Origin of the sequence: Azotobacter beijerinckii (assembly GCF_900110885.1) — a bacterium.
Classification (GTDB): Bacteria; Pseudomonadota; Gammaproteobacteria; order Pseudomonadales; family Pseudomonadaceae; genus Azotobacter; species Azotobacter beijerinckii.
The window spans coordinates 1-24,592 of the sequence record NZ_FOFJ01000031.1 but is presented as its reverse complement, the minus strand read 5'-3'; the positions used below and the strand labels follow the sequence as shown (position 1 = coordinate 24,592).

Below are 24,592 nucleotides of genomic sequence, written 5' to 3'. Positions count from 1 at the left end.
GATGCAGCGAATCCCTTCAGTCTGGCCCGGCCGCCGCCGGGCCGCGGCGGCCGGCCGTCGGGCCGTCCCCATCCGCGCAAGGAGAACGCCCCATGCCGCTCGCTCCGCCCCGCCTCGCCGCCCCCGGCGCGCTGCTCACCGACCTCTACCAACTGACCATGCTGCAGGGCTACGTCGAGCGCGACATGCTCGACACCGCGGTGTTCGAGTTCTTCGCTCGCCGGCTGCCGGCCCGGCGCAACTTCTACCTGGCCGCCGGGCTGGAGCAGGCGCTCGACTACCTGGAGACGCTGCGCTTCGAGCAGGCGGAGCTGGACTGGCTGAGCGGGCTGGGCCTGTTCCGCCCGGCCTTCCTCGACTACCTGGCCGGGCTGCGCTTCACCGGCGAGGTGCAGGCGATGGCCGAGGGCACGCCGTTCTTCGCCGACGAGCCGATCCTGCGCGTCGTCGCGCCCTTGCCCGAGGCGCAACTGGTGGAGTCGCGGCTGATCAACCTCCTGCACTTTGAGACGCTGATCGCCAGCAAGGCGGCGCGGGTGGTGCTGGCGGCGCCGGGCAAGCGGCTGGTGGACTTCGGCCTGCGCCGCGCCCACGGCGCCGAGGCCGGGCTGCTGGCCGCCCGCGCCTGCTACCTGGCCGGCTTCCACGCCACGGCCACGCTGCTGGCCGGCGCGCAGTTCGGCATCCCGCTGGCCGGGACCATGGCGCACTCCTTCGTCCTGGCCCACGCCGACGAGACCGAAGCCTTCGAGCATTTCGCCCGCAGCCTGCCGCAGTCGGTGGTGCTGCTGATCGACACCTACGACACCGAGGCGGCGGCGCGGAAGGTGGTCGAGCTGGCGCCGCGCCTGGCCGCGGCCGGCATCCGTGTCCAGGGCGTGCGCCTGGACAGCGGCGACCTCGGCGCCCATGCGCGGCGGGTGCGGGCGATCCTCGATGCGGGCGGCCTGAACGGGGCGACCGTGTTCGCCAGCGGCAACCTGGACGAGTACTCGATCCGCAAGCTGGTGGGGGAGGGCGCGCCGATCGACGGCTTCGGCGTCGGCACCCGGCTGGACACCTCGAGCGATGCCCCGGCCCTGGACTGCGCCTACAAACTGCAGGAATACGCCGGCCAGCCGCGCCGCAAGCGCTCGGAGGGCAAGGCCACCTGGCCGGGGCGCAAGCAGGTCTGGCGGCGCTACGACGCCGCCGGGCACTGCTGCGGCGACAGCCTGATGCTGGAGGGCGAGGCGGGCGAGGGCGAGGCGCTGATCCGCCCGGTGATGCGGGACGGCCGGCGCCTGGCGCCCTCGCCGCCGCTGGCGGAGGTGCGCGCCCATGCGCTGCGCCAGCTCGACCGCCTGCCGCCGGCGCTGCGCGGCTCGGAGCCGGCGGCGGGCTATCCGGTGACGGTGAGCGAGACGCTGCGCGCGCTGGCGGAGCGGGTCGACCGGCTGGCAGGGCAGGGTTGAAGGCGACGTCGCTTGTGTAGGGCGGGTGAAACCCGCCCTACCCGACCGCATGACCGGCAGGTGGAAAAGACCTGCGGTCGTTTTCCACCCTACGAGCTGGCGATCAGAAGCCCGAAAGGCATCGCCAGCAAGCTGGCTCCTACGGATTAGCCTGTAGGGGGGCAACCCGCCATTGTGCGTCGGGCGTTGGCCATGTCTGGCGGGTTGCACCCGCCCTACCCGAGAATCTCCACCCCGGCGGCGCGCATGGCGTCCAGCGCCGCGGCCAGCGAGCCGTCGCGGTCGATGGCGCGGCAGGCGTCCAGCAGCAGCATCGTCTCGAAGCCCGCCAGGCGCGCGTCCAGCGCCGTGTAGTGCACGCAGACGTCGGTGGCCAGGCCGGCGAGGAACAGCCGGCGCAGGCCGCGTTCGCGCAGGTAGCCGGCCAGACCGGTGGGCGTGCAGCGGTCGTTCTCGTGGAACGCCGAGTAGGAGTCGACCTCGGCGCGGTAGCCCTTGCGCAGGATCAGCTCGGCCTGCGGGATGGCCAGTTGCGGGTGGAACTCGGCGCCCGGCGTGTTCTGCACGCAGTGCTCGGGCCACAGGGTCTGCTCGCCGTAGGCCAGGCGGACGGTCTCGAACGGGCGGCGGCCGGGGTGGCTGGCGGCGAAGCTCCGGTGGCCCGGCGGGTGCCAGTCCTGGGTCAGCGCCACGTGGGCGAAGCCTTCGGCGAGGCGGTTGATCGCCGGCACCAGCTCGTCGGCGCCGGCTACGGCCAGCGCGCCGCCGGCGCAGAAGTCGTTCTGCAGGTCGATCACCAGCAGCAGGTCGCCCTCGCCAATCGGTGGCAGGCGCGTCATGCCGGCAGCTCCGCCATCGGCGACAGGCGGTAGTCCGCGGCGAGCAGGGCGGCCAGGTTCGCGGTGGAGTCGAGGATTTCCAGACGTTGCGCGGCCAGCTCGGCCGGCAGGCGGAACGGCGGCACGCTGTCGCAGAGCACGACGCGCTCGAACACCGGGCTGTCGAGCAGCTCGGTGCCGCCGGTGAACAGGCCGTGGGCGGCGGCGGCGAACAGCCGGGTGGCGCCGGCCGCCTGGCAGGCCTGACCGGCGCGCAGCAGGGTGCCGCCGGTGCTGATCAGGTCGTCGACGACGATCGCCACCTTGCCGCGTACCTCGCCGACCAGCAGCGAGCCGCTGATCCGGTCGTCGCTGCGGTATTTCTCCATGAAGGCGCTGCCCACCGGGCGGCCGATGCGCGCCTCCAGCTCCTGGCGGAACTGTTCGGCGCGCTTGGCGCCGCCGGCGTCGGGGGACACCGCGACCACTTCCGCCGCGCCGAGCCGCGGGGCGAAGTGCGCGGCGAACAGCGCGGCGGCCTCCAGGTTGCGGCTGGGAATGCGGAAGGCGTTGTCGAAGGCGGCGACGTTGTGCACCTCCAGGGTGGTCAGCCGGTCCACCCCGCAGCTCTCGAGCAGGCCGGCGACGTAGCGGGTGATGATCGGGTCCTGGAACTTGGTGCGGCGGTCCTTGCGCGCGTAGCACAGGTAGGGGGCGACCACCTGCACGCGGCGGGCGCCGGCGTCCTTCAGCGCGGCGCAGAAGAACAGCAGGCGGCACAGCTTGTCGTTGGCGCTGTGCCGGTCGTCGCCGTGCAGCCCGTGGAAGACCACCGCCTGGCGGCCTTCGACCGCCTCCAGCGCCCGGCTCTTGTGCTCGCCGTCCTCGAACTCGCGCTCCTCGTGGGCGGCCAGCGGCAGGCCGAGGTGCCGGGCGACGCGGGCGGCGTAGGCCTCGCTGCCGTGCAGGGCGAAGAGCAGGGGAAGCTGGGTGGGCATGGGGGGACTCCTGGTTCGTTATCGGTAGGCAGACATTGTGCCTGCCCTGTCGCCGGCGCGCTCATGGCAGACCGCCGCCGCGCAGGCAGGCGGCGGCCCGGGCGAGCAGGGCGCGGGCCTGGCGGGCCTTGTCGGCGGACTGCGCCGGGTCGCGCTGGCGGCGGGCGCTGCAGGCCAGGGTGAAGCTGCGGGTGGCGGCGCGCAGGGCGAGGAACAGCGGCAGCGGCCGGCAGTCCTCGGGCTCGCCGGCATGCGCCAGATAGCTGTGCAAGAGGCGCGTCGCCAGTGCGTCGAGGCCGTGGTGCTGGAGGTCGAGCAGCAGGAAGGCGAGGTCGTGGAGCACGTCGATGCAGCTCAGCCGGTCGCTGAACTCGATGCCGTCGAAGGGGGTCGGCCGGCCGTCGAGCAGGCAGACGTTGGCCAGCCGCAGGTCGCCGTGGCAGCGCCGCACCCGGCCGGCGCGGCGGCGCTGCTCGAGTTCCGCGGCCTGGGCGTCGAGGGCGGCCAGGCTGGCGCGGTGCAGGGCGTCCACGGCGCCGGGATCGAGCAGCTCCGGGTAGCGGCACAGTTCCCGGTGGTTTTCCTCGATCACCTGGCGCAGCGCCTGCGGGCCGCCGAATTGCGGGGTGATCTCGGCGCCGGCGTGGAAGCGGGCGACCTCCGCGCCGAGGCGCTCGACCAGCGCCGGGGTCAGGCGACCGGCGACGGCGAGGTTCTCGAACAGCGCCGCCTGGGGAAAGCGCCGCATCACCACCACCCAGTCGAGCACCGGACCTGCGCCGTCGAAGCGCAGGGCGCCGTCCGCCTCGTGGGTGATCGAGCGCACTTCCAGGTAGAGGTCGGGCGCGGTGCGCCGGTTCAGCCGCAGCTCGGCGCGGCAGGCCCGCTCGCGGCTGTCCAGGCGGCGGTAGTCGAGCGCCGCGTAGGCCACCGCGCGCTTGAGCTTGTAGGCGCGCTCGCCGTGCAGGAAGACCTGCGAGCCGTGGGTCTCGATGCGCTCCACCTCGCCGTCCGGCGCGCCGTAGCTGGCGGCCCGGGAGAGAAAGGCGATGACGTCCTGCTGGTCGTTCATGGCGGCTCCGTGGCGGCCGCCCGTCCCGGGACGGGCGTCGCAGCAGTCTGGACCAGCCGTCCGGCAAAGTCCTCCCCGCTCATGCCGTCAGCCAGTGCAGCAGGAAGGCGGCCCCGGCCAGTACGGCGACCGCGCAGGCCATCAGTACGGCGCCGGCGGCGATGTCCTTGGCCGCGCCGATCGCCGGATGCCGGCCGGGATGCAGGTGGTCGAGCAGGGTCTCCAGGGCGCTGTTGAACAGCTCGGCGACCAGCACCAGCCCCGCCGCCAGGGCGAGGATCGCCCACCACAGCGGCGCCGGCCGCGTCGCCAGCAGCACCGCGAGCAGCGCGGCGGCGGCCAGCAGATGAGTGCGCAGGCTGCGCTCCCGCGCCACCGCCAGACGCAGGCCGTGCAGGGCGAAGCCCAGGCGCTTGACGAACGATTGCCCCTTCATGTTCTGCTCTCCGGCCCTTCGCCCCTGCATTCAGTGAAACACGCCACAGCGGAGTTCGCCGCCCGGCGGCGGTTTCCGCCCGCCGGGGCGCGGCGGGATCGCTCGTTGGCTACCCTGATTGCATGACTGCGGCAAGACGTAGCGCCGACCCTCCATGGTTCAGCAGCGGGGAGAAGCCCCATGCGCTCGTCCATCATCGAGAAACCTCCCGCCGACCTGCGCGTCGCCCCCAACTGGTCGGATACCGCGGCAGCCCGTGCCGCCTTCTCCTGGCAGGTCGAGGCGACCGGTCTCTCCGGCCTGTCCGGCGGCGGGCTGAACCTGGCCTTCGAGGCGGTCGACCGGCATGCCGCCGGGCCGCGCCGCACCCATGTCGCCCTGCGCCTGCTCGGACGGGGCGAGCGCCGCCGCGAAGTCAGCTACGGCGAGCTGGGCCGGCTAACCAGCCGCTTCGCCAACCTGCTGACCACGCTGGGGATAAAACCCGGCGCGCGGCTGTTCGTGCTGTGCAACCGCGGCCTGGAGCTGTACCTCGGCGTGCTCGGCGGGCTCAAGTGCGGCTGCGTGGTGTCGCCGCTGTTCTCCGCCTTCGGCCCGGAGCCCCTGGAAACCCGCCTGCGGCTCGGCGAGGGCGAGGTGCTGCTGACCAGCGAGGCGCTGTACCGGCGCAAGGTGGCGGCGCTTCGCGACAAGCTGCCGCTGCTCAAGCACGTGCTGCTTTACGACGAGGAGAACGGCGCGCTGGCGGTGGAAGGCACCCACGATCTGCACCGCTTGCTGGGCGAGGCGGCGGACGAGTTCACGGTCGCCCCGACCACCGCCGACAGCCCCTCGCTGCTGCACTTCACCAGCGGCACCACCGGCACCCCGAAGGGCGCGCTGCACGTGCACGGTGCGGCGCTGACCCACTACGTGACCGGCAAGTACGCCCTCGACCTGCATCCGGGCGACGTGTTCTGGTGCACCGCCGATCCCGGCTGGGTCACCGGCACCTCCTACGGCATCCTCGCGCCGCTGCTGCTCGGCGTGACCAGCGTGATCGACTGCGCCGACTTCGACGCCGAGCGCTGGTACGCCATTCTCGAGCGCGAGCGGATCAGCGTCTGGTACACCGCGCCCACCGCCATCCGCCTGCTGATGAAGGCCGGCGCCGAACTGGCGCGCGGGCACCGCTATCCGGCGCTGCGTTTCGTCGCCAGCGTCGGCGAGCCGCTCAACCCCGAGGCGGTGTGGTGGGGCCAGGAGGTGCTCGGCCTGCCGATCCACGACAACTGGTGGCAGACCGAGACCGGCGGCATCATGCTCGCCAACACCGCGGCCATGGCGATCAAGCCGGGCTCGATGGGCAAGCCGCTGCCGGGGATCGAGGCGGCCATCGTCCAGCAGCGCGAGGACGGCAGCCTGGACATCCTCGGCGAGGAGGCCCTCGGCGAACTGGCCCTGAAACAGCCCTGGCCCGGCATGTTCCGCGCCTACCTCGGCCAGGAGGAGCGTTACCGGCGCTGCTTCGCCGGCGACTGGTACCTGAGCGGCGATCTCGCCCGCCGCGACGCCGACGGCTACTACTGGTTCGTCGGCCGCCGCGACGACGTGATCAAGTCCGCCGGCCATCTGATCGGCCCCTTCGAGGTGGAAAGCGCGCTGCTCGAACACCCGGCGGTGGCCGAGGCGGCGGTGATCGGCAAGCCCGACCTGCTCCTCGGCGAGATGGTGAAGGCCTTCGTCTCGCTCAAGGGCGGCTTCGCGGCCAGCGAGGCGCTGCGCGACGAGCTGCTCGGCCACGCCCGCAAGCGGCTCGGCGCGGCGGTGGCGCCCAAGGAGCTGGACTTCCTGCCGAGCCTGCCGCGCACCCGCAGCGGCAAGCTGATGCGCCGCCTGCTCAAGGCCCGCGAGCTGGGCCTGCCCGAGGGCGACACCTCGACCCTGGAGAATCCGTCATGACGAACACGCCGGTGTCCTATCCGCCCGAGTTCGCGCGGCAACTGCTGCGCGACATGCTGCGCATCCGTCGCCTGGAGGAGCGCGCCGCCGAGCTGTACGGCGAGGCCAAGATCCGCGGCTTCCTGCACCTGTACATCGGCGAGGAGGCGGTGGCGGTCGGCGTGCTGCACGCGCTGAACGCCGACGACGCGGTGGTCGCCACCTACCGCGAGCACGGCCACGCGCTGCTGTGCGGCGTGCCGATGGGCGCGATCATGGCCGAGATGTACGGCAAGCAGGAGGGCTGCTCGCGCGGGCGCGGCGGCTCCATGCACCTGTTCGACGCCGGCACGCGCTTCTTCGGCGGCAACGCCATCGTCGCCGGCGGCATCCCGCTGGCGGTGGGCCTGGCGCTGGCCGAGCGCATGCAGGGCGGCAGGCGGGTGACCGCCTGCTTCTTCGGCGAGGGCGCACTGGCCGAGGGCGCCGCCGCCGAGGCGCTGAATCTCGCCGCGCTCTGGCAGTTGCCGGTGCTGTTCTGCTGCGAGAACAACTACTACGCCATGGGCACCGCACTGGCCCGCTCCCAGGCGCAGACCGACCTGTGCGCCAAGGTCCAGGCGTTCAAGGTGCCGGCCCGCTCGGTGGACGGCATGGACGTGGTCGCCGTGCACGAGGCGACCCGTGCCGCGGTGGAGGCGGTGCGCGCCAGCGGCGGGCCGCAGTTTCTCGAGTTCCGCACCTACCGCTTTCGCGCCCACTCGATGTTCGACCCCGAGCTGTACCGCGACAAGGCCGAGGTGGAGGCGTGGAAGACGCGCGGGCCGATCCACACCTACAGCGCGCGGCTGAAGGCCCAGGAGTTGCTCGACGAGGCGGGCTTCCTGGCGCTGGAGGCCGAGGCGGTGGCCGAGGTGGAGGCCGCGGTGGCCTTCGCCGAGGCCGGCACGCTGGAGCCGGTCGAGACGCTGATGAACGACGTCTACACCCCGGAGCCTCAGCCATGAGCCGGATCACCTACCGCGAGGCGCTGCGCCAGGGGCTGCGCGAGGCGCTCGCCCGCGATCCGCGGGTATTCCTGATGGGCGAGGACGTCGGCCGCTACGGCGGCACCTTCGCGGTGAGCAAGGGCCTGCTCGACGAGTTCGGCGAGCAGCGCATCCGCGACACGCCGCTGTCGGAGCTGGGCTTCGTCGCCGCCGGCGTCGGTGCGGCGCTGGGCGGCATGCGGCCGATCGTCGAGGTGATGACGGTGAACTTCAGCCTGCTCGCCCTCGACCCCTTGATGAACACCGCCGCCGCCCTGCGCCACATGTCCGGCGGGCAGTTCTCGGTGCCGCTGGTGGTGCGCATGACCACCGGCGCCGGGCGCCAGCTGGCCGCGCAGCATTCGCACAGCCTGGAGGGCTGGTTCGCCCACATTCCCGGGCTGAAGATCCTCGCCCCGGCCACCTTGGAGGACGCCCGCGGCATGCTCTGGCCGGCGCTGCAGGACCCCGACCTGGTGCTGCTCTTCGAGCAGGGCGCGCTGTACAACCAAGAGGGCGAGCTGGACGAGAGCGAGGTGGTGGACATCCGCTCGGCGCGGGTGCGCCGCGAAGGCCGCGACCTGACCCTGATTGCCTACGGCGGTACCCTCGGCAAGGCGCTGGCGGCGGCCGAGCAACTGGCCGGCGAGGGCGTTTCCGCCGAGGTGATCGACCTGCGCGTGCTGCGCCCGCTGGACGACGCCACGCTGATGGCCTCGGTGCGCAAGACCCGCCGCGCGCTGGTGGTCGACGAAGGCTGGCGCAGCGGCAGCCTGGCCGCCGAGATCATCGCGCGGATCGTCGAGCAGGCGTTCTACGATCTCGACGCCCCGCCCGCGCGGGTGTGCAGCGCCGAGGTGCCGATGCCCTACGCCAAGCACCTGGAGGACGCGGCACTGCCGCAGGTGCCGGCGATCGTGGCGGCGGCGAAGGGGCTGCTCGGCCTGGCGTAGGGTGTGATCGTGCCCATGCTCCCGCGCGGGCACGCCGCTGGGGACGCTCCGGCGCCCCGAGGGCGCAGGAGTATGGGAGCCATCGCCTAAGGGGGAACCGATGATCGAATTCAAGCTGCCCTCCCTCGGTGCCGACATGGACGAGGGCACCCTGCTGGAGTGGCGGATCGCGCCGGGCGCGGCGGTCAGGCGCGGCCAGGTGGTCGCCGTGGTCGACACCGCCAAGGCCGCGGTGGACGTGGAGTGCTGGCAGGACGGCACGGTGCTCGACCTGCTGATCCAGCCCGGCGACAAGGTGCCGGTGGGCACGCCCATCGCCACTTTGCTGGAGGAGGGGGAAACCGCGGAAACCGTGCAGCGTCCGGCGCATGCCGCGAAACCGGCCCGGCCGGCAGCCGCGCCACGTAGCGCCACGTCTGCCGCATTCGCCGCACCCCCCACCAGCCGCCCGCGCATCTCGCCGGCCGCCCGCACGCGCGCCGCCGAGCGGGGCGTCGATGCCAACCGCCTGAGCGGCACGGGGCCGCAGGGCGCGGTGACCCTGGCCGATGTCGAGGCCGCGGCCAGGCAGGCCAAGCCCCTCGACCGCCACGCCGCCATGCGCCAGGCCATCGCCGCGGCGATGAGCCGTTCCAAGCGCGAGATTCCCCATTACTACCTGGCCGAGACGGTGCCGCTGGGCGCCGCCCTGGCCTGGCTTGCGGCGCACAACGCCGGGCTGGCGCCGGAGCGGCGCTTGCTGCCCGGCGTGCTGCTGCTCAAGGCTGTCGCCCTGGCGCTGCGCGACTACCCGCAGCTCAACGGCTTCTGGCAGGACGGCGCCTTCCGCCCGGCCGCCGGCATCCACCTCGGCGTGGCCGTCGCCCTGCGCCAGGGCGGGTTGATTGCTCCGGCGCTGCACGATGTCGCCGACCAGCCGCTGACCCCATTGATGGAGGCGCTGGGCGACCTGGTGCAGCGCGCGCGCAGCGGCTCGCTGCGCAGCTCGGAGCTGTCCGACGCCACGCTCACCGTCACCCAGCTCGGCGACCAGGGCGTGGACGGCGTGTTCGGGGTGATCTACCCGCCGCAGGTGGCGCTGGTCGGCGTCGGTCGCCTCGCCGAGCGGCCCTGGGTGGAGGGCGGCAAGCTCTGCGTGATGCCCACCGCCCAGTTCAGCCTGGCCGCCGACCACCGCGCCAGCGACGGCCACTATGGCGCACGCTTTCTCGCCGAGGTCCGCCGCCTGCTGCAGACCCCGGACAGCCTGTGAGGAGTTGAAGATGGACGACGCGCAGATCCGCCGCGAAGTGTTCGCCGCCCTGCAGGGCATCGCGCCCGAGGTCGAACCGGAAACCCTGCGCAGCGACCGTCTGCTGCGCGACGAGGTCGATCTCGACTCGATGGACTGGTTGCGCTTTCTCGCCGCCCTGCACCAGCGGCTCGGGGTGAACATCCCGGAGGCCGACTACCAGAAGCTGACCAGCCTGGATGCGCTGCTGGCCTACCTCGCCGAGCGGCTGGCGAGTTGAGTTCAGTCGATGACCGGCCCGCCCCGGCCGCGGGGGCTCACCTATAGTCAGGCGACTGCTTCCTGCCGGAGAGCGACGATGAACCTCGCGCAATTTCGCCAGCGCGGCCCCTTCGAATGGGAGATGCCCAGGCAGGGAGCGATGCGCGTGCCGGGGGTGATCTTCGCCTCGCGCGAGCTGCTCGAGGCGATGGACGCCAAGGTCGGCGAGCAACTGGCCAACGTCGCCGGCCTGCCGGGCATTGTCGAGGCCGCCTACGCCATGCCCGACGCCCACTGGGGCTACGGCTTTCCCATCGGCGGGGTGGCGGCCTTCGATGCCGAGGCCGGCGGCGTGGTCTCCGCCGGCGGGGTCGGTTTCGACATTTCCTGCGGCGTGCGCACGCTGCACACCGGCCTCAAGCTGGCCGACATCCAGCGGGTGCAGGAGCGTCTGGCAGACGTGCTGTACCGGCGCATCCCGGCCGGGCTGGGCAGCACCGGGGCGCTGCGCCTGAGCGGGCAGGCGATGGGCGCGATGCTGCGCGGCGGGGCGCGGTGGGCGGTCGAGCGGGGTTTCGGCAGTCCGGCGGACCTGGCGCGCATCGAGGAATCCGGCTGCATGGCCGGCGCCGATCCCTCCGCCGTCTCGGAGCAGGCGAAAAAGCGCCAGCGCGACGAGATGGGCACCCTCGGTTCGGGCAACCACTACCTGGAGGTGCAGGTGGTCGATGCGCTGTTCGACGCGCAGGCGGCGCAGGCCTACGGCCTGGCGGCGGGCGACGTGCTGGCGACCCTCCACTGCGGCTCGCGGGGCATGGGCCATCAGATCGGCACCGATTTCTTGCGCGAGATGGTGATCGCCGCGCCGCGCGCCGGCATCGCCCTGGCCGACCGCGAACTGGCCTGCGCGCCGCTGAAATCCGCGCTGGGCCAGCGCTACCTCGGCGCCATGCGCGCGGCGATCAACTGCGCGCTGGCCAACCGGCAGATCCTCACCCACCTGGCGCGCGAGGCCTTCGCCGAGCTGTTCCCCGGCATCCATATGCCGCTGCTCTACGACGTGTCGCACAACACCTGCAAGGAGGAGAGCCACCTCGTCGACGGCGAGCGCCGGCGCCTGTTCGTCCACCGCAAGGGCGCCACCCGTGCCTTCGGCCCGGGCCACGCCGAGCTGCCGGCGGAGTACCGCACTGTCGGCCAGCCGGTGCTGATCGGTGGCAGCATGGGCACCGCCTCCTGGGTGCTCGCCGGCGCCGGCCAGGCCCATGCCTTCGCCTCGGCCTGCCACGGCGCCGGGCGGGCGATGAGCCGCCACGAGGCGCTGTGCCGCTGGCAGGGCCGCGGCGTGGTCGACGAGCTGGCTTCGCGCGGCATCCTGATCCGCAGCCCGAGCCTGCGCGGCGTCGCCGAGGAGGCGCCGCTGGCCTACAAGGACGTCGGTGCGGTGGTCGAGGCGGCCGAGCAGGCGGGGCTGGCGCGGCGGGTGGCGCGGCTGCGGCCGCTGGTGTGCGTCAAGGGCTGAGCCGCGGCCCACGCTACCGGGGCTCAGCCCTGGCGGCGGGCAGAAACGAAAAGCCCGAGGCACGGGCCTCGGGCTGAATGATGACCTTGCGGCCGGCTCAGGCCTCGGCTTGCTCTCCCTTGTGGGTGAGCAGGCGATACAGGTACAGGCCGACCACCGCCAGCACCACCACCTTGGACAGCGGATCGACGTAGTCGGCGACCAACGCGTACTGGCCGTGCAGCAGGTAGCCCGCGCAGGTCAGCAGCCCGGTCCACAGCAGCGAGCCGACCGTCGAGTAGAACAGGAAGGCGCGCATCGGCATGGCGACCATGCCGGCGGGCGTCGAGATCAGCGTGCGGACCGCCGGAACCAGCCGGCCGAACAGCGTGGCCTGCCAGCCATGCCGCTCGAACCAGGCAGAGGCGGCGTCCACCTCCCGGGGGGTAACGGTCATCCAGCGACCGAAGCGTCCGGCCAGCCGTTTCAGCCGCGCGTTGCCGAAGAAATAGCCTGCGTAGTACCAAGGCAGCGCGCCGAATACCGAGCCGGCGACGCCCGCCAGCAGCACGCCGAACACGCTCAGCTCGCCCTTGGCGGCGGCGAAGCCGGCCAGCGGCATGATCAGCTCGGAGGGAATGGGCGGGAAGACGTTTTCCAGGACCATCAGGAGGAACACGCCGAGGTAGCCCGTCTGCGCGATGAAATCGACTATGCCTTCAAACATTCGTGGGGGTCTCTTGCGCCTGCGCGCCTGGGTTGTCTATGCGGTTTTCTGAACGGGGTTGCTGCCGAGTCCATGATACATGGGGCGTGCACCGCCCAGGCGAAACGCTCGCACGGCAGAGCGGGAGGCCTCGGCCTAGCGGCGTCGCGCCTGTTCCTGCTCCAGCCGTTCGCGCAGGGCGGCGACCTCGGCCTCGGCTTGCCGGCGTCGTTCGATCTCCGCGTCGAGTCGCTGCTGCAGGACCCGCTCGCCGTCGGTGGCCGGCGGGGTGCGGTTCTGGTTGGCGGCCTGCCGGGCCGCGCCGATCAGCCAGGCGTTGCGCGCCCGCAAGGCGGCGTTGTCGCCGGCCAAGGTGTTGGACTTGGCAGCCAGGGACTCGGCCTCCTGATAATGTCCCTGATGCAGACGGGTCTGCCCCAGGTAGTGCCAGAGGATGGCGTTGTCCGGCTCGATGCGCAGTCCCCGTTCCAGGGCGGACGCGGCCTGATCGGGCCGCCCGGCGCCGAATTCCTCGATGGCGGTTTTCATCAGGGCGACCACCGCCTGGTTTTCCTGCGCGGCCGCGCTGGCGGGCAGAGCCGAGCCGAGGGCCCAGAGCAGCAGGGCCGGCCACAGGCCGGAAATCCCGAAGGGTGTCTTGATCATGGCGGCGCAGGCTCGTCTCTTTTGCGGCTGGCGTGGAAAACGGGCGCGATCATACCGCGCCTGCCGCGCGCCGGCGCTGCCGGGCCGTGCGCTCTGGTATAGTCCGGTTGCAGGCCGACCGGGCCTGGGCTACTGTGCCCCGATAGCAAGGCGAGACATTTCCGTGACATCCAGCAGCACCCTTCTGATGCGAGTCGTCAAGGCCCACGCCCGTTGGCGCTGGCGCGCTTAACCTCCTGTCTTTTCCGGCCAGCCGGAACGAATACGCCGCTTCCCTGTTTTCTGTCGATCCGCACCATTGTCAAACGGCCCAGCGAAAAAAGTAGCGGGTATACAAGCGGACGCGAAATCAGTCAGCGCCTAGTAAAAAGCAGTAATACCAAGGGGTTACGCCTACCATGCTGCTGATGATCGATAATTACGATTCCTTCACCTACAACGTCGTCCACTATCTCGGCGAGCTGGGGGCGGAGGTCAAGGTGATCCGCAACGACGAGCTGAGCATCGCCGAGATCGAGGCCCTGCGCCCGGAGCGCCTGGTGGTCTCGCCCGGCCCCTGCACGCCCAGCGAGGCCGGGGTGTCGCTGGAGGCGATCCGTCACTTCGCCGGCAAGCTGCCGATCCTCGGCGTCTGCCTCGGCCACCAGAGCATCGGCCAGGCCTTCGGCGGCGACGTGGTGCGCGCGCGGGTGGCCATGCACGGCAAGACCAGCCCGGTGTTCCACCATGACCGGGGGGTGTTCGCCGGCCTCAACAACCCGCTCACCGTGACCCGCTACCATTCCCTGGTGGTCAAGCGCGAAACCCTGCCGGAGTGCCTGGAGATCACCGCCTGGACCCAGTTCGAGGACGGCTCGGTGGACGAGATCATGGGCCTGCGGCACAAGACCCTGAACATCGAAGGCGTGCAGTTCCACCCCGAGTCGATTCTCACCGAGCAGGGACACGAGCTGTTCGCCAACTTCCTGAAGCAGAGCGGAGGCGTGCGCTGATGGACATCAAGCAGGCCCTGGACCGGGTGGTCAACCGCCTCGATCTGAGCACGGCGGAAATGCAGCAGGTAATGCGCCTGATCATGACCGGCCAGTGCAGCGATGCGCAGATCGGCGCCTTTCTCATGGGCATGCGCATGAAGAGCGAGAGCATCGACGAGATCGTCGGCGCCGCGCTGGTCATGCGCGAGTTGGCCGCGCCGGTGCGGATCGGCGTCGAGCGTCTGGTCGACACCTGCGGTACCGGCGGCGACGGCATGAACATCTTCAACGTCTCCACCGCGGCGGCCTTCGTCGTCGCCGCGGCCGGCGGCCGGGTGGCCAAGCACGGCAACCGCGCGGTTTCCGGCAAGAGCGGTAGCGCCGACCTGCTGGAGGCTGCCGGGGTCTATCTGGACCTCTCCCCCGAGCAGGTGGCGCGCTGCGTCGAGTCGGTCGGCGTCGGCTTCATGTTCGCTCCCGCCCACCACGGCGCGATGAAGCATGCCATCGGTCCGCGCCGCGAACTCGGCTTGCGCACGCTGTTCAACATGCTCGGGCCGATGACCAATCCGGCCGGGGTGAAGCATCAGGTGCTCGGAGTGTTCAGCCAAGCGTTGTGCCGGCCGCTGGCCGAGGTGATGGCCCGTCTGGGCAGCGAGCATGTACTGGTGGTGCATGCCCAGGACGGCCTGGACGAGATCAGCCTGGCCGCACCGACCCATGTCGCCGAGCTGAAGAACGGCGAAATCGGCGAGTACCTCGTCCAGCCGGAGGATTTCGGCATCAAGAGCCAGAGCCTGATCGGCCTCAATGTGGAGGGGCCGCAGGAGTCGTTGGCGTTGATCCGCGATGCCCTCGGCCGGCGCCGGAGCGAGAATGGCCAGAAGGCCGCCGAGATGATCGTGCTCAATGCCGGCGCCGCGCTCTATGCCGCCGACCGGGCCGGCAGCCTGAAGGAGGGCGTGGCGCTGGCCCACGATGCCCTGCACACCGGGCTGGCGCGCGACAAGCTGGAGGAGCTGGTCTCCATCACCGCCGTCTTTCGTCAGGAGAATCAAGCGTGAGCCTGCCTACCGTTCTGGAAAAGATCATTGCGCGCAAGGTCGAGGAAGTCGCCGAGCGCAGCGCCCGTGTCCCGCTCGCCGAGGTCGAGGCACTGGCCCGTTCCGCCAGTGCCCCGCGCGGCTTCGCCGCGGCCCTGCAGGCGCAGGTCGGGCGCAAGCAGCCGGCGGTGATCGCCGAGGTCAAGAAGGCCTCGCCGAGCAAGGGCGTGCTGCGCGAGCACTTCGTCCCCGCGGAGATCGCCAAAAGCTACGAGGAGGGCGGGGCGACCTGCCTGTCGGTGCTGACCGACGTGGACTTCTTCCAGGGGGGCGACGCCTATCTGCAGGAGGCCCGCGCGGCTTGCCGCCTGCCGGTGATCCGCAAGGATTTCCTGGTCGATCCCTATCAGGTGGTCGAGGCCCGTGCGCTGGGTGCCGATTGCGTGCTGCTGATCGTCGCCGCGCTGGGCGATGCGCAGATGATGGAGCTGGCCGCCACAGCGAAGTCGGTCGGTCTCGACGTGCTGGTGGAGGTGCATGACGGCGCTGAGCTGGAGCGGGCGCTGCAGCTGGAAACGCCGCTGATCGGCATCAACAACCGCAACCTGCACACCTTCGAGGTGAGCCTGGAAGTCACCCTCGACCTGTTGCCGAAGGTACCGCGGGACCGTCTGGTGATCACCGAGAGCGGCATTCTCAACCGTGCCGATGTCGAACTGATGGAGGTCAGCGGCGTGTACGCCTTCCTCGTCGGCGAGGCGTTCATGCGTGCCGAGAAGCCGGGTGCCGAGCTGCGCCGGCTGTTCTTCCCGAGCGCCTGAGGGAAAGGCGGCCCGGCGTGTGGCGCGCCGGGCTGGAGGCGGGTCGTCAGCGGGTGCCGAAGACCACCATGGTCTTTCCCTTGACGTGAACCAGGCCTTGTTCCTCCAGGCTCTTCAGAACGCGGCCGACCATTTCCCGCGAGCAACCGACGATGCGGCCGATTTCCTGACGGGTGATCTTGATCTGCATGCCGTCGGGATGGGTCATGGCGTCGGGCTGCTTGCACAGGTCGAGCAGGGTGCGCGCCACGCGGCCGGTGACGTCGAGGAAGGCCAGGTCGCCGACCTTGCGGGTGGTGTTGCGCAGGCGGTCGGCCATCTGCCGGCCGAGGGCGTAGAGGATTTCCGGGTCCTGCTGGGCCAGTTCGCGGAATTTGGCATAGCTGAGTTCCGCCACTTCGCACTCGGTCTTGGCGCGGACCCAGGCGCTGCGTTCCTTCTCGCTGCCTTCCTTGTCGAACAGTCCCATCTCGCCGAAGAAGTCCCCGGCGTTCAGGTAGGCGATGATCATCTCGCGTCCGTCGTCATCCTCGATGAGGATGGTGACCGACCCCTTGATGATGAAGAACAGGCTTTCGCACCGGTCACCCGCATAGATGATGGTGCTCTTGGCGGTGTAGCGGCGCCGATGGCAATGGGCGAGCAGCTTGTCGTGGGTGTTGGGCTTGGGTGGAAGAAGGGTGAGAGCGACCACGCGGGGTTCCCCTTGGAGTGGAAATAGGTCCTTGTCATCTGGCGGTTTTCTATTTGTGGCTTAAGTGTGCCAGTAAACCGGCGCCAGCTTAACAGGCACGCGTGCCATGCCGGGACCGATTTGTGATGGAGCGAACATCTCCCCCGCTCTTTCCCGTTTTCCGGGCCGCGGCGGTGGGCAAGGGGCGCTGTGCTAGAATTCGCGGCATTTTCAGCAAGGGAGTCTGGCGATGAAAGCGCGCATTCAATGGGCCGGCGAAGCCATGTTCATCGGCGAGTCCGGCAGCGGTCATGCGGTGGTCATGGATGGCCCGCCGGAGAACGGCGGGCGCAACCTCGGCATCCGGCCGATGGAGATGCTGCTGCTCGGTCTGGGCGGCTGCTCCAGCTTCGACGTGGTGAGCATCCTGAAGAAGTCGCGGCAGGCGGTGGAAAGCTGCGAGGCTTTCCTGGAGGCCGAGCGGGCCGGCGAGGACCCCAAGGTGTTCACCAAGATCCACCTGCACTTCGTGGTCAAGGGGCGGGGGCTGAAGGAGGCGCAGGTCAAGCGGGCGGTGGAGCTGTCCGCGGAGAAATACTGTTCCGCGTCCATCATGCTGGGGCGCGCCGGCGTGGAGATCGGCCACGACTACGAGATCGTCGAACTCGGCTGAATCGTCCCAACGATCGCGAAGGCTGTGCGGACGCTGGCATCGCGACGCGCAGCTCTGCATAATTCGCCCCCATTTTCGGGGGCATCTGGCCCCGGCAGCACAACCACAATCGCCAACGCGAAGAGGTGTTAACCGTCCCACGCAGATGCCCTCCTGCGCATCTGACGGGCATGCCCAATCACGCGGCGGGGCCGCATCGACTGAGAGTTTCCAAACGGTGAAAAGCAAACTCAAGCTCCATGGGTTCAACAACCTGACCAAGACCTTGAGCTTCAACATCTACGACATCTGCTACGCGGAAACGCCGGAAGATCAGCAGGCCTATGTCCGGTATATCGACGAAGAATACGATGCCCAGCGGCTGACGCAGATTCTCACCGATGTTGTCGACATCATCGGTGCCAATGTACTGAACATCGCCCGCCAGGACTACGACCCGCAGGGTGCCAGCGTGACCATCCTGATCTCCGAGCAGCCGGTCGAGCCGACCGAGAGTCAGATCGAGGAGTCGCCGGGGCCTCTGCCGGAAACCATCCTGGCGCACCTGGACAAGAGCCACATCACCGTGCACACCTACCCGGAAATCCATCCGGTCGATGGGCTGGCCACCTTCCGGGTGGATATCGACGTGTCCACCTGCGGGGTGATCTCGCCGCTGAAGGCGCTCAATTACCTGATCCACCAGTTCGACTCGGACATCGTCACCGTGGACTACCGCGTGCGGGGCTTCACCCGCGACGTGGAGGGCCGCAAGCACTTCATCGATCATGAGATCAACTCGATCCAGAAATATCTCTCCGCGGATACCCGCGCGGCCTACCAGATGACCGACGTGAACGTGTATCAGGAGAACATGTTCCACACCAAGATGCTGCTCAAGGACTTCGACCTGGACAACTACCTGTTCGGCGACGCCACCCGCAACCTGTCCGGCGAGCAGCGCAAGCAGGTGGAGGAGCGGCTGCGTCACGAGATGCTGGAGATCTTCTACGCGCGCAACATGCCGCACTGAGGCATCCGGCTTCAGGCTCGAACCCAAAAGACCAAGGGCGCCGCGGCGCCCTTTGTCTTGCTCGACAGGTTGTGCCGCTCAGATCCGGTAGGTGGTCTTGGTCATCACCTTGGACAGCAGGCTCATGCCGAGCTTGACCGGCCCCGGGAAGCGCAGGCCGCCGGCCTCGAGGGCGGTGGTGGCGTGCTGCTGCTCGTCGATGCGCATCTGCTCGAGGATGGCGCGGGATTTCCGGTCTTCCTCCGGCAACTGGTCCAGATGCTCGTCCAGGTGCTTGCAGACCTGGTCCTCGGTCGCGGCGACGAAGCCCAGGCTGACCCTGTCGCTGATCATCCCGGCGGCCGCGCCGATGCCGAAGGACAGGCCGTAGAACAGCGGATTGAGCAGGCTGGGCCGGCTGTCCAGTTCGCGGATGCGCTGTTCGCACCAAGCCAGGTGATCGACTTCCTCGTTGGCGGCCTGTTCCATGGCACTGCGCACCTGCGGCAGCCGGGCAGTCAGCGACTGGCCCTGGTAGAGCGCCTGGGCGCAGACCTCGCCGGTGTGGTTGATGCGCATCAGGCCGGCGACGTGGCGGGCCTTGCCGGCGTCGAGCTGGGTTTCCGGTTCGCCCTGCGCCGGTGACGGGCGATAGGGCTTGCCGCTGAAGGGCAGCAGGGTGCGCAGGGCGGCATCGGCCTGCAGCAGCAGACGGTCGACGGCCGAGTAGTGGCGTTCGTTGGCCATGGAACCTCCGGGAGAATTCATGCCGGGCAGTTTAACCCAGGCGGTCGCTGCTTGGGGGAAGGGGCCGCAGGCGCGGCGCAGAGCCTCAGCCCGGCGGCCAGTGCATCTGGCGCTGGCCGAGCACATGCATGTGGATGTGGTAGACGGTCTGTCCGCCTTGCTCGTTGCAGTTCATCACCACGCGAAAGCCCTCTTCGCAGCCCTGCTCCCTGGCCAGCCGCTGGGCGGTGAAGAGCAGGTGTCCGGCAAGCAGTCTGTCCGCTTCGCCCAGGTCGTTGAGGGTGGGAATGTGCCGCTTCGGAATGACCAGAAAGTGCACCGGCGCCTGCGGGCCGATGTCGTGGAAGGCAACGACCTGGTCGTCCTCGTAGAGCTTGCGCGCCGGGATTTCCCCGGCCGCGATCTTGCAAAATAGACAGTCCACGGACGGTCTCCCTGCCTGTTATGAAGGTCCCGAGTTTAACGGGGGCGTTCTGTAGCGGCCAGTGGCGAGTCGATGTGGAGCCGTCCTGTTGGGCTCCGAGGGCATCAGAAGGGCCGCACCACGACCAGGATCACGATGGCCAGCAGGAACAGCACGGGGACTTCGTTGAACCAGCGGAAGAACACATGGCCGTGTGGGGTTTCGCCCTTGGCGAAGCGCTTGAGCTGGGCGCCGCAGGCATGGTGGTAGCCGATCAGCAGAAGGACCGCAGCGAGCTTCGCATGCATCCAGCCTTGGCTGAAGTAATAGCCCGGGTTCAGTGCGATGAGGCCTGCGCCGAGCAGCAGGGTGGCGATCAGCGAGGGGTTCATGATGCCCCGGTAGAGCTTGCGCTCCATGACGCAGAAGCGTTCGCGGCTGGCATGGTCCTCGCTCATGGCGTGGTAGACGAACAGGCGCGGCAGGTAGAAGAGTCCGGCGAACCAGCAGACGACGGCGATGATGTGCAGGGCTTTCAGCCAGAGGTAGAGCATGGGGTACTCCCGATAGCGGTAACCCCGGAATACTAGTGGCTGGCAGCCGTGCACGTCATCCGGGCGGTTGGCCCGCCGCCAGCCGGGGCTTTATCATCGGCACCCTTTCACTGGCTTGAGGCGAGGACGGGTTATGATCAAGGTCGGTATCGTTGGCGGCACGGGCTACACCGGGGTCGAACTGCTGCGTCTGCTGGCGCAGCATCCCCAGGCGGAGGTGGCGGTGATCACCTCGCGCTCGGAGGCAGGGGTGAAGGTGGCCGATATGTACCCGAACCTGCGTGGCCATTACGACGGACTGGCCTTCAGCGTGCCGGACAGCGTCATTCTGGGTGGTTGCGACGTGGTGTTCTTCGCCACGCCGCACGGTGTCGCCCATGCCCTGGCCGGCGAGCTGCTGGCTGCCGGCACCCGGGTGATCGACCTGTCCGCCGACTTTCGGCTGCAGGACGCCGAGGAATGGGCCCGCTGGTACGGTCAGCCGCACGGCGCCCCGGAGCTGCTGCCGGAGGCGGTCTATGGCCTGCCGGAAGTGAATCGCGAGCAGATCCGTACGGCGCGTCTGATCGCCGTCCCCGGCTGCTATCCGACCGCCACCCAGTTGGGCTTCCTGCCGCTGCTGGAGGCCGGTCTGGCCGACAACGCGCGGCTGATCGCCGATTGCAAGTCCGGGGTCAGCGGTGCCGGCCGTGGGGCCAAGGTTGGTTCGCTGTTCTGCGAGGCCGGCGAAAGCATGATGGCCTACTCGGTGAAGGGGCATCGTCACCTGCCGGAGATCAGCCAGGGCCTGCGCCGCGCGGCCGGGGGTGAGGTCGGATTGACCTTCGTGCCACACCTCACGCCGATGATTCGCGGCATCCATGCCACCCTGTATGCGACCGTCGCCGACCGCGCCGTGGACCTGCAGGCGCTTTACGAGAAACGCTATGCCGACGAGCCCTTCGTCGACGTGATGCCGGCCGGCAGCCATCCGGAAACCCGCAGCGTGCGGGGGGCCAACGTCTGCCGCATTGCCGTGCACCGGCCACAGGGCGGCGATCTGGTGGTGGTGCTGTCGGTGATCGACAACCTGGTCAAGGGGGCCTCCGGGCAGGCGGTGCAGAACATGAACATCCTCTTCGGGCTGGACGAGCGGCTCGGCCTGGCCCATGCCGCCTTGCTGCCCTGATCGAGAAGGCCGGTTGCCGAGTGCCCTGCCTTCCGAGAGCCGACCGCCGGCAAGGCCTGCGGGAGGGCGGGGTCGGGACCGTCGGTTGACCGGGTTTTCCGAGCGGGTGGATAATCCGCCGTCAATGAAAGTTAGGGCGCATGGCGCCGGGGAGTCACCAGCATGACCGTCGAAACCTTCACCCCGACCCCGCTGCTCTTCACGCCGGGGGCTGCAAACAAGGTGAAGACCCTAATCAGCGAGGAAGGCAATCCGCGTCTGAAGCTCCGCGTTTTCGTCACCGGTGGTGGGTGCTCGGGATTCCAGTATGGATTCACCTTCGACGAGGACGTCGCCGAGGACGACACCATCGTCGAGCGTGAGGGCGTCAGCCTGGTCGTCGATCCGATGAGTTTTCAATATCTGGCCGGGGCCGAGGTGGATTATCAGGAAGGGCTGGAAGGCTCGCGTTTCGTGATCAAGAACCCCAATGCCGCGACCACCTGCGGTTGTGGCCAGTCCTTCTCGGTCTGAGACTGCATCTTCAAGTCAAAACGCCACCCGAAGGGTGGCGTTTTTGTTGGCCTGCGCATTGCCTGGGGCTCAAGCGGGATAGATGGCGCCGAGAATCCGCGGCCCTCGTGCGCCGGTCACGCTGGGCCGGTTGGCGGGTATGCCTTCCAGGCAGCAATGCGCCAGCCAAGCGAAGGCCATGGCTTCGATCCAGTCCGGGGGAATCCCGTAAGTCTCGGTGGTGGCCACCTTGCTGGCTGGCAACAGTTCGGCGAGTCGCGTCATGAGCGCCTGGTTATGGGCTCCGCCGCCACACACGAGTAGCTCATCCGTTCGGCTGCGGGCCGTTTGCAGGGAGTCGACGATGCTGCGGGCGGTGAGTTCGAGCAGGGTGGCCTGGATATCCGCTGGCGCCATGGCTGGTAGTCCGGCCAGTTGCTGCTCCAGCCAGACCATGTTGAACAGCTCGCGCCCCGTGCTTTTCGGGCCTTGGGTCAGAAAGAAGGGATCGCCGAGAAGCGCCTTCAGCAATCCCGCCTGCACCTTGCCGCTGGCGGCCCAGTCGCCGTTACGATCAAACTCGAGGCCTTGCTGGCGCTGAATCCAAGCGTCCAGAAGAACATTGCCGGGGCCGCAATCGAAGCCGGAGACCGGCCGTCCTGGTTCGATCAGGGTCAGATTGCTGAAGCCGCCCACGTTGAGGATCGCGCGGTGGCTGCTGTCGTCCGCGAACAGTGCCTGGTGGAATGCCGGTACCAGTGGAGCGCCTTGGCCTCCTGCGGCAAGATCGCGTCGCCGGAAGTCGCTGACGACGCTGATGCCGGTGCATTCGGCTAGCAGGGCTGGGTTGCCGATCTGGATGGTGATGCCCTGCGCCGGATGGTGGCGGATGGTTTGTCCGTGGCTGCCAATGGCGCGAACTTGGGCGGGTTGGATGCGCTGCTGTTTGAGCAGGCTATCGATGCCTTGGGAGGCCAGACGGACCCACTGCTGCTCGGCAAGCGCTGCCCGCACCAGTTCGTCGGGGCCGGGGGAACAAAGAGCCAGCAGATCGGCGCGAAGATCTGCTGGCATGGGCAGATAGAACGTGCCAAGGAGCTGGGTTCGGGTGCCCTGGTCGATAAGGGCGATGTCTAGTCCGTCCAGGCTGGTACCCGACATCACCCCTAGATAAAGTGCCATGTCAGCGCTTGTCCATGGCCAGCATGGTGTTCTTTTCCTGATTCATCTGGGCCATCAGCGGCTGGGTTTGCTGCAGGAAGCGCTGTCTTTCGCCTCGGGCGATCGGATCGGCCATCGGCAGCTTTTGCGACAAAGGGTCGACGTGAGCGCCATTGATCTGGAACTCATAATGGAGATGCGGCCCGGTCGACAAGCCTGTGGTGCCTATGTAGCCGATGATCTGCCCTTGTTTGACGGTGCTGCCGGTGCGGAGTCCTTTGGCAAAGCCCTGCATGTGTGCATAGAGGGTTTGATGGCGGTTGCCGTGCTGGATGATCACGGTGTTGCCGTACCCCCCCTTGCGGCCGGCGAGCTGCACTTTTCCGTCGCCGGTTGCGCGGATCGGCGTACCGTGTGGCGCTGCGTAGTCGACGCCCTTGTGGGCGCGGATCTTGTTGAGAATTGGATGGCGTCGGCCGTTGGAAAAGCGCGAGCTTATGCGGGCGAAGTCCACGGGGGTGCGGATGAAGGCCTTGCGCATGCTGTTGCCGTCGGCGGTGTAGTAGCTGGTTACGCCTTGCTTGTCGGTGTAGCGCACCGCGGTATAGGTCTTGCCTCGATTAACGAAGCGGGCGGCAAGGATGTTGTTCTGGTTCGAGTGCTTGCTGCCGAGAGGCTTTTCCTCGTAGACCACTTCGAACTCGTCGCCGCGGCGGATGTCCTGAGCGAAATCGATATCATAGGCAAAGATGTTCGACAGAGCCTGGGTCATGCTATGGGAGAGACCGGCTTTCTTGGCTGCAAGAAACAGGGAGCTGCCGATCACGCCGCGAGTGTAGACGGTGCGCACCTCTGGTTCGGCAGTCTCGCGCTCGCTGGAGAACCCTTCGGCGGATTTATTGATTCCTAGGGTTTTCAGTCTGTCCAGTGTGGTCTGCAGGGTCTGCAGTTCGCCATTGGCGGAAAGCGTGAACTCGAATTTCTGCCCAGCCTTGAGGTGTTTCAGCTCTCTGGCAGTCTCTTTGCTGCTGCCAAGGATTTCTTTCAAGGTAGCGTCGGGGACTCCAGCCTTGGCAAACACCGCCGAAAGAGTGTCGCCCTTGCTTGCGGTCACCACTTTTTTGGTAGTGGATACGGAGGAGGGCGTCGCTATGGGGAGAGCATCGCTTTCAGTCTGCGGAAGAGATTGCTCCGCAGAGTCGTGCAGGCTATCCGAGGAGCCTTCGATCTCGGCAAAGGGTTGCACCGTCTCGTCGTCGGAGGACAGCTCTGGTTTTTGGTCGTCTGTTTTTTCAATCTGGGTCAAAGCGCTCCCTATCTCCGGATGGATAAAGGGTTTCTTCGCTTCGACTTCGCGTGAGGGGAACACCAGCAGGGCCAGGCTGAGCAACGCTGCTACGCCACTGGCAGCCAAAATATGGCTTTTGGGGTAGAGCGGGGCTTTGGTGTCTTTATGAGTCATGGCTGAGGGTGTTTTGGTTACAGTAACTGCCTAAAATATAACCAAATTGCCTATGAGGCAACCCTGAGAGGCTGTGAAAAAACCACCGAGGCCAGCATGTTGCGAGAATGGGCGCAGGATTTGGACTGGATGCAAAAAATGACAGGCTCAGGTGGCGAGTTATTCGACGATCTACCTATTCCAGATGCACGGCCCGCGCCGCCCCTCAAGGCCAAGGCGGCGGCGCGTGTGCAGCGCCCGAACCGGAATCAGATCGAGCTGCGCCCCAGTGACCTGGAGAGTCTGCTTTCGGAGGATCATCCGGCGCGGTTGGTGTGGGGCTACGTCGAGCAGCAGGACCTCTCGCCGCTGTACGCCGGGATCAAGGCGGTGGATGGCGGATGCGG

26 protein-coding genes and 1 pseudogene are annotated in these 24,592 nt (G+C 68.5%); 15 read left to right on the top strand and 12 right to left on the bottom strand.

Annotated features, from left to right (window positions below):
* The first annotated feature begins 92 nt into the window (after positions 1-92).
* Complete coding sequence (locus BMY22_RS15105) at positions 93-1,454, top strand: nicotinate phosphoribosyltransferase (RefSeq protein WP_090623479.1); 1,362 nt, start codon at positions 93-95, stop codon at positions 1,452-1,454.
* A 215-nt stretch (positions 1,455-1,669) separates the two neighbouring features.
* Here BMY22_RS15105 and pncA read toward each other — a convergent pair whose 3' ends face one another.
* The 4 genes from pncA to BMY22_RS15085 form a co-directional block, all read right to left on the bottom strand.
* Positions 1,670-2,293, bottom strand: coding sequence for a bifunctional nicotinamidase/pyrazinamidase (gene pncA, locus BMY22_RS15100; protein ID WP_090623478.1), 624 nt, complete (start codon positions 2,291-2,293; stop codon positions 1,670-1,672).
* A complete protein-coding gene (locus BMY22_RS15095) occupies positions 2,290-3,270 on the bottom strand; it encodes a ribose-phosphate diphosphokinase (RefSeq protein ID WP_090623474.1) in 981 nt (326 codons plus the stop codon). Before BMY22_RS15095 ends, pncA begins: the two co-directional genes overlap by 4 nt.
* A gap of 61 nt (positions 3,271-3,331) precedes the next feature.
* A complete protein-coding gene (locus BMY22_RS15090) occupies positions 3,332-4,342 on the bottom strand; it encodes a phosphotransferase (protein WP_090623472.1) in 1,011 nt (336 codons plus the stop codon).
* 79 nt (positions 4,343-4,421) lie between these two features.
* Entirely contained in the window at positions 4,422-4,778 is a 357-nt protein-coding gene (locus BMY22_RS15085) for a diacylglycerol kinase (protein ID WP_090623469.1), read from the bottom strand.
* 180 nt (positions 4,779-4,958) lie between these two features.
* On the opposite strand from BMY22_RS15085, the gene acsA reads away from it, so the two are divergent.
* The 6 genes from acsA to BMY22_RS15055 all read left to right on the top strand — a co-directional run bounded on the left by acsA (position 4,959) and on the right by BMY22_RS15055 (position 11,693).
* Positions 4,959-6,719, top strand: a complete 1,761-nt coding sequence (gene acsA, locus BMY22_RS15080) for an acetate--CoA ligase (RefSeq protein ID WP_090623466.1) — start codon at positions 4,959-4,961, stop codon at positions 6,717-6,719.
* Positions 6,716-7,705, top strand: a complete 990-nt coding sequence (gene pdhA, locus BMY22_RS15075; RefSeq protein WP_090623464.1) for a pyruvate dehydrogenase (acetyl-transferring) E1 component subunit alpha — start codon at positions 6,716-6,718, stop codon at positions 7,703-7,705. The genes acsA and pdhA overlap by 4 nt, the downstream gene beginning before the upstream one ends.
* Positions 7,702-8,679: an alpha-ketoacid dehydrogenase subunit beta gene (locus BMY22_RS15070; RefSeq protein WP_090623462.1), complete on the top strand. Its 978-nt coding sequence runs from the start codon at positions 7,702-7,704 to the stop codon at positions 8,677-8,679. The genes pdhA and BMY22_RS15070 overlap by 4 nt, the downstream gene beginning before the upstream one ends.
* Positions 8,680-8,779: 100 nt before the next feature.
* Positions 8,780-9,931 carry a dihydrolipoamide acetyltransferase family protein gene (locus BMY22_RS15065; RefSeq protein ID WP_090623460.1) on the top strand — a complete coding sequence of 384 codons (1,152 nt, stop codon included), beginning with the start codon at positions 8,780-8,782 and terminating at the stop codon, positions 9,929-9,931.
* Between the two features lie 10 nt (positions 9,932-9,941).
* Positions 9,942-10,190: an acyl carrier protein gene (locus BMY22_RS15060; RefSeq protein ID WP_090623458.1), complete on the top strand. Its 249-nt coding sequence runs from the start codon at positions 9,942-9,944 to the stop codon at positions 10,188-10,190.
* A 78-nt stretch (positions 10,191-10,268) separates the two neighbouring features.
* The gene (locus BMY22_RS15055) at positions 10,269-11,693 is read left to right on the top strand and encodes an RtcB family protein (RefSeq protein WP_090623456.1); all 1,425 of its coding nucleotides are present in this window, start codon (positions 10,269-10,271) and stop codon (positions 11,691-11,693) included.
* Between the two features lie 97 nt (positions 11,694-11,790).
* Here BMY22_RS15055 and BMY22_RS15050 read toward each other — a convergent pair whose 3' ends face one another.
* Positions 11,791-12,399 (bottom strand): DedA family protein, encoded by a 609-nt coding sequence (locus BMY22_RS15050; RefSeq protein WP_090623455.1) that lies wholly within the window; start codon positions 12,397-12,399, stop codon positions 11,791-11,793.
* A 135-nt stretch (positions 12,400-12,534) separates the two neighbouring features.
* Positions 12,535-13,044: a tetratricopeptide repeat protein gene (locus BMY22_RS15045; RefSeq protein WP_090623453.1), complete on the bottom strand. Its 510-nt coding sequence runs from the start codon at positions 13,042-13,044 to the stop codon at positions 12,535-12,537.
* Positions 13,045-13,442: 398 nt separating this feature from the next.
* Here BMY22_RS15045 and BMY22_RS15040 point away from each other — a divergent pair, with 398 nt between their 5' ends.
* From BMY22_RS15040 to trpC, 3 genes are read left to right on the top strand one after another with little or no spacing between them, the layout of a single operon-like run.
* Positions 13,443-14,036, top strand: a complete 594-nt coding sequence (locus BMY22_RS15040; protein WP_090623450.1) for an aminodeoxychorismate/anthranilate synthase component II — start codon at positions 13,443-13,445, stop codon at positions 14,034-14,036.
* A complete protein-coding gene (trpD, locus tag BMY22_RS15035) occupies positions 14,036-15,082 on the top strand; it encodes an anthranilate phosphoribosyltransferase (RefSeq protein ID WP_090623448.1) in 1,047 nt (348 codons plus the stop codon). The genes BMY22_RS15040 and trpD overlap by 1 nt, the downstream gene beginning before the upstream one ends.
* The gene (gene trpC / locus BMY22_RS15030; RefSeq protein ID WP_090623446.1) at positions 15,079-15,882 is read left to right on the top strand and encodes an indole-3-glycerol phosphate synthase TrpC; all 804 of its coding nucleotides are present in this window, start codon (positions 15,079-15,081) and stop codon (positions 15,880-15,882) included. Before trpD ends, trpC begins: the two co-directional genes overlap by 4 nt.
* A gap of 46 nt (positions 15,883-15,928) precedes the next feature.
* Here trpC and crp read toward each other — a convergent pair whose 3' ends face one another.
* Complete coding sequence (gene crp, locus BMY22_RS15025) at positions 15,929-16,576, bottom strand: cAMP-activated global transcriptional regulator CRP (protein WP_090623444.1); 648 nt, start codon at positions 16,574-16,576, stop codon at positions 15,929-15,931.
* 229 nt (positions 16,577-16,805) lie between these two features.
* On the opposite strand from crp, the gene BMY22_RS15020 reads away from it, so the two are divergent.
* Both BMY22_RS15020 and speD read left to right on the top strand, forming a co-directional pair.
* Positions 16,806-17,228 carry an OsmC family protein gene (locus BMY22_RS15020; RefSeq protein WP_090623442.1) on the top strand — a complete coding sequence of 141 codons (423 nt, stop codon included), beginning with the start codon at positions 16,806-16,808 and terminating at the stop codon, positions 17,226-17,228.
* 217 nt (positions 17,229-17,445) lie between these two features.
* The gene (gene speD / locus BMY22_RS15015; RefSeq protein WP_090623440.1) at positions 17,446-18,240 is read left to right on the top strand and encodes an adenosylmethionine decarboxylase; all 795 of its coding nucleotides are present in this window, start codon (positions 17,446-17,448) and stop codon (positions 18,238-18,240) included.
* 78 nt (positions 18,241-18,318) lie between these two features.
* Here the strand turns inward: speD and coq7 are convergent, their stop codons facing one another.
* The 3 genes from coq7 to hemJ all read right to left on the bottom strand — a co-directional run bounded on the left by coq7 (position 18,319) and on the right by hemJ (position 19,923).
* On the bottom strand, positions 18,319-18,966 hold the full coding sequence (gene coq7, locus BMY22_RS15010) for a 2-polyprenyl-3-methyl-6-methoxy-1,4-benzoquinone monooxygenase (protein ID WP_090623438.1): 648 nt from the start codon (positions 18,964-18,966) through the stop codon (positions 18,319-18,321).
* 85 nt (positions 18,967-19,051) lie between these two features.
* Entirely contained in the window at positions 19,052-19,390 is a 339-nt protein-coding gene (locus BMY22_RS15005) for a histidine triad nucleotide-binding protein (protein ID WP_090623436.1), read from the bottom strand.
* A 104-nt stretch (positions 19,391-19,494) separates the two neighbouring features.
* A complete protein-coding gene (hemJ, locus tag BMY22_RS15000) occupies positions 19,495-19,923 on the bottom strand; it encodes a protoporphyrinogen oxidase HemJ (RefSeq protein ID WP_090623434.1) in 429 nt (142 codons plus the stop codon).
* A 133-nt stretch (positions 19,924-20,056) separates the two neighbouring features.
* On the opposite strand from hemJ, the gene argC reads away from it, so the two are divergent.
* Positions 20,057-21,091: an N-acetyl-gamma-glutamyl-phosphate reductase gene (gene argC, locus BMY22_RS14995; protein ID WP_090623433.1), complete on the top strand. Its 1,035-nt coding sequence runs from the start codon at positions 20,057-20,059 to the stop codon at positions 21,089-21,091.
* Positions 21,092-21,253: 162 nt separating this feature from the next.
* Positions 21,254-21,604, top strand: coding sequence for an iron-sulfur cluster insertion protein ErpA (gene erpA / locus BMY22_RS14990; protein WP_090623430.1), 351 nt, complete (start codon positions 21,254-21,256; stop codon positions 21,602-21,604).
* A 69-nt stretch (positions 21,605-21,673) separates the two neighbouring features.
* Here erpA and BMY22_RS14985 read toward each other — a convergent pair whose 3' ends face one another.
* Both BMY22_RS14985 and BMY22_RS14980 read right to left on the bottom strand, forming a co-directional pair.
* Positions 21,674-22,765: an anhydro-N-acetylmuramic acid kinase gene (locus BMY22_RS14985; protein WP_090623429.1), complete on the bottom strand. Its 1,092-nt coding sequence runs from the start codon at positions 22,763-22,765 to the stop codon at positions 21,674-21,676.
* 1 nt (position 22,766) lies between these two features.
* Positions 22,767-24,206 carry a peptidoglycan DD-metalloendopeptidase family protein gene (locus tag BMY22_RS14980; protein WP_090623426.1) on the bottom strand — a complete coding sequence of 480 codons (1,440 nt, stop codon included), beginning with the start codon at positions 24,204-24,206 and terminating at the stop codon, positions 22,767-22,769.
* A 138-nt stretch (positions 24,207-24,344) separates the two neighbouring features.
* Between BMY22_RS14980 and BMY22_RS14975 the strand changes: the two are divergent.
* Positions 24,345-24,592 (top strand): annotated as a pseudogene (locus BMY22_RS14975) (IS5/IS1182 family transposase); the annotation flags it as partial.